This window comes from Pseudomonas sp. NPDC089392 (genome assembly GCF_044749595.1).
Taxonomy (GTDB): Bacteria; Pseudomonadota; Gammaproteobacteria; order Pseudomonadales; family Pseudomonadaceae; genus Aquipseudomonas.
Genome location: NZ_JBIVIF010000040.1, coordinates 1 through 4,139, shown reverse-complemented (window position 1 = coordinate 4,139; position 4,139 = coordinate 1). Strand labels below are relative to the sequence as shown.

Annotated in this window: 4 protein-coding genes and 1 other RNA gene; 3 read left to right on the top strand and 2 right to left on the bottom strand. The window is 44.5% G+C overall.

The window, feature by feature from the left end; translation table 11 throughout:
* Positions 1-293: 293 nt before the first annotated feature.
* The 3 genes from ffs (at position 294) to ACIP1G_RS25345 (ending at position 2,216) form a co-directional block, all read left to right on the top strand.
* An RNA gene (ffs, locus tag ACIP1G_RS25355) (signal recognition particle sRNA small type) lies at positions 294-390 on the top strand.
* A gap of 385 nt (positions 391-775) precedes the next feature.
* The gene (locus ACIP1G_RS25350; RefSeq protein ID WP_400741883.1) at positions 776-1,657 is read left to right on the top strand and encodes a hypothetical protein; all 882 of its coding nucleotides are present in this window, start codon (positions 776-778) and stop codon (positions 1,655-1,657) included.
* Positions 1,635-2,216 (top strand): SLATT domain-containing protein, encoded by a 582-nt coding sequence (locus ACIP1G_RS25345; protein ID WP_400741880.1) that lies wholly within the window; start codon positions 1,635-1,637, stop codon positions 2,214-2,216. Before ACIP1G_RS25350 ends, ACIP1G_RS25345 begins: the two co-directional genes overlap by 23 nt.
* A 238-nt stretch (positions 2,217-2,454) precedes the next feature.
* Here ACIP1G_RS25345 and ACIP1G_RS25340 read toward each other — a convergent pair whose 3' ends face one another.
* Positions 2,455-3,441, bottom strand: coding sequence for a hypothetical protein (locus ACIP1G_RS25340; protein ID WP_400741877.1), 987 nt, complete (start codon positions 3,439-3,441; stop codon positions 2,455-2,457).
* Positions 3,442-3,939: 498 nt separating this feature from the next.
* On the bottom strand, positions 3,940-4,139 hold a 200-nt coding region (locus tag ACIP1G_RS25335), incomplete at its 5' end, for a hypothetical protein (protein WP_400741875.1).

The following is a 4,139-nucleotide window of genomic DNA, read 5'->3' as shown; positions in this document are numbered from 1 at the left end:
CGCGCGCCCCCCCCCCCCCCCCCCCCCCCGCCCCCCCCCCCCCCCCCCCGCGCGCCGCCCCCCCCCCCCCCCCCCCCCCCCCCCCCCCCGCTCCTACAAGCCCTGCGCCGGTCTTGCCGTCAGCGCTACCCCTTGTAGGAGCGGGTTCACCCGCGAATAGGCCGGTCCTGCCACCTCAATCCGGACAAGTCATTGAGAAATGATGACTTTTTCTCCGTCCAGAGGTTGTATCTGCCCCCAAGACCGGTACAATGGCGCCACTCGCTGCTCAGCGAGGCATGTAGTGGTGGCCCCATCGGTCCCCCCGCATTGATTACCCGTTAACCTGGTCAGGCCCGGAAGGGAGCAGCCATAGCGGGAACATCGAGTGCCGGGGTGTGGCTGGTGGGGCCGCCTCCATTACGTAAGCCCTTGAATTCTCAAGGATTTCTCGCTCAGAAATCTCAAAGTGGACCAGTACCGTAGTACACCTGAGTGGTGCACTGTAAGGTCATTCTACTGCGTGATGCTCTATCCCTCTAGCTAGTTCTTTGCTCCCTGCCCATCGCCCCATCTGCTTGACCTCCCTGCTTCATACTCCGTGTTCAAAAATTTTTCTGGTAATAGATTTATCCCATTACGAGCGTGCTGGGATCAATGGCCTTATGCCCTGATTGATCTTGCAGGGGAGGTGAACTATCGGGTATATAGCTTTGAGTGATGGTTGAGGTTAGGCATCGTAGTTCGCGATCTTATAAGGAAAAGTAGGTACTAACGGGTTTGTTTCGGGGGGGGTATGGCATTAGCGGATTGGTTTAATAGTTTTTGTAATAACATAAAAACAACAGATGGGGGTAGTATTTCGTATCGGTATAAAGCCATTACGCAGCGACTGAATACAGATTTTTGGAATACAAATTCTGATGTTGCACATGGATTGTATCTTGGTTCCTATGGGCGAAATACGGCGATACAGGGCTTTAGTGATTTAGATGTGCTCTTTCAGTTGCCAAGCTCAGTTTACACTCAGTACAACAGTTACGTTGGAAACGGTCAATCTGCTTTACTTCAAGCAGTTAAGAGGTCTATAGAGAAAACGTACCCGACAACCAGTATTAGGGGGGATGGGCAGGTAGTACTCGTTCCATTTAAGGATGGTATAACCTTTGAGGTGCTTCCCGCCTTTCTTAACACGGATGATAGCTACACTTACGCTGATTCAAACAAAAGTGGGAGCTGGCGGGTCACGAATCCGCGACCAGAAATAGCGGCGATGAAACTCAGAAATGATGCGTGTAATGGGAATTTGATTCCACTCTGTCGGATGATGCGGGCGTGGAAGCGAAAGTGGGATGTCCCTATAAGCGGGTTGTTAATTGATACACTTGCCTATCAATTTATTGGTACATGGCAGTATAGGGATAAGTCCTACCTGTACTATGATTTCATGTGTCGGGACTTTTTTCAATTTATGGCAGGTCAAGATAAAAGTCAAAATTACTGGAAAGCCCCGGGGAGTGGTCAATACGTTTTCTGCTTTAGTGATTTCCAATGGAAAGCAACTCGTTGTTATAATATTGCATGCGAGGCAATAGCGCATGAAATAGCCAATCCGAAGCGTGAATGGTCGGCACGACAAAAATGGAGAGAAATCTTTGGAACCTCATTCCCAGACTGATGACACACCAAACTCACGAGCCATCCTAGAGGGGCAGTTGCGCGAGTGCTTTGGGCGGGTCGTCTACAGCCATAAAACCCATGAAAAGTGTGCAGACATACTTTTAAGGCGGCTTTCTAAGTTAAAGCTTCTTCAGATTTTTCTTTCCGCTTTGACAACTGGAGGTTTTGTTGCTGCAATTTTTGATGATGGGAAAGCTACAGCAATTTTAGGTGCGCTTGTTTCGACAATTTTACTTGTGCTGAATTCTTATACAAAGAATTATGATTTGGGTGAGCTTGCCCAAAAACATAGGCAGGCAGGTGTGGATTTATGGATCATACGAGAAAAGTACTTTTCATTGATTACTGACTTGCGTATGTGTGAGACTCCAATAGAGTTTTTGCAGGGCGAAAGAGATAAGTTGATGGCAGAGTTGCATGCTGTTTATTTAGGGTCTCCAAGTACAACGTATCAAGCCTACCGCAAAGCGCAAAAGGCACTAAAAGAGCTTGAGGATATGACATTTTCCGATAAAGAAATTGATGCGTTTCTTCCAAAAGAACTTAAGAGGGGATAGCTACAAAGCTAATTTGTGTGTGGGTTCTGTTATCACCATTCATGAACGACTTAGTCAAATTTGCATAGGTGCGGCTTTTTTGTCAAGAAATTAAGATTGAGTTATTGCGTAGGTATTTGATTCGATATGAAAGATTCATGATTGTCTCTAGATTCAATTTTCAGGGGGGAAGGTCGCCATTGCACGTCTTGGGTTTCAAGTTAATAACCAGTCTAGATTTAGGTTTGGTTGTTTACGGCTAAGAAAGTTTGGTTTGGCTGAAGAGGTGTTTGCTTTTCTCTAAGTCATAAATGTATAGAGGGAATAGATGCTTGTTCGAGCATGCGGACTCAATTAAGCACATGTCTAGGCTGGTAACGTTGATGATGTAGTTTCTAGTGCCTTTTATTTTCTTTGGGATGCCGTATACATAGATGAACGCAGTCCTATTATTTGATTTATAAATCTTTGCCAGTTCAGCATTGGTTTGCTCTAATACCTGTTTATAATAAAAGGACTTGGTTGAAAAAATAGAATTATCAATAATTGCAGTTAAGTTGTATATCTCGCCTCCAATGTTGAACCCCCTGCAGAACTTAATTTTTAAGCTCTCTCCGATAGAGCCAATAACCTGTCCGAGCCCACAATAAATCAATCCGTCTTTTTTTTCTGGGAGATTGTTGTCGACGACTTTCAGGAATGAACCCAGTGAAACTGTACGGCCATTTATGACTATTTCCTGATCTTTTTTAAGGTTCTTTTTCAGTAAGTTCTCAATGGAATAAATATTTATATTAGTAGCCTTGATGGCGGGGTGTTCGTCGCTGGTGGAATTTGTTGTTCGAATGATGGTGGTGTGATCAAGGTGCAAAAAGGATATAGACGTCTCGATATGGCGGGTAAAAAATCTATCAGGCCGATTTGTATTGAAGATGTAGTTACTATTTTCTGATAACGCCCCTCTTGGTTGTCTCGGTGTGGCTGAGCAAATCACAAAGACTTTTTTCTCTTCAGTATCGTGCTTGCAGCCAGATATATGTGGTTTGGAAGTTTTTTTTGCAGTTCTAAAGTATGGTGGCACCTTGGGTTTTTTATTGTCAATATTTACAAAGATGTACTCCGCTCGACATTTTACATCTGGGCATGCGAAATCATTTTTTTTGGTAATAACGCCTTGTCTGTAGTGTTTTTCCGCATCCAGTGCTGTTATTTCTTTGTTTAAGCTGACGCAAAATGCTCGGTCCATGAATGCACCTTTAATTAGAAATGTAATATGTTCATCTTGAGGTCTTGCTATTAAGGAGGGTGTTCTAGCTATTAATATTCCCCATGTTCTTGTTGAGCTAGAAATAAGTTTGAATTAGCATGGTGCGGCCTTCAATCATAACTCTGGCTAATCGTGGTTATTGTGCTGTGTATGCAGCTATAGCTTTAAGTATTCGTATCTAAGCTGCATAAATTTTACAATGTCGAGTCCCGCAGAATTTACACTTAAGTTTTTCTTTGAGAGCCTCTAGCGTGAGGCCTGCACTTGAATAGGAAAGAAGCTGATTAGGCAGCATTATGACCGGGGTTAGATTAGACTGACAATCTAGGGTGGAACAGATTATTTTCATGTTAATGTTGCTTCTGGCCCATTTACTAAGGTCGGATGTGCACTTGTCCAAGTCATCAAAGATTCTGATCAGGCGTACCAGTTCATTTTGGAACCAAACATCAGCGTCGCCAGATTTTCTCCTTAGTATTACACGATATATCTTGAATTTTGTCTCTTGTGGCTGGAGTGGCCTTCCAACTTTGTATGCCGTCCGAGTGCAGCGGCTTGCCTTTGCTGTGTAGTCATGGTCACTGTTGGCGCTGATTGAAAGTTGACCCACCCTGCCGATTGAAAAATGACCCAGGGCTGCTTGCCGATTTTGACCCCGGCAATTGTGGATAAGCCTA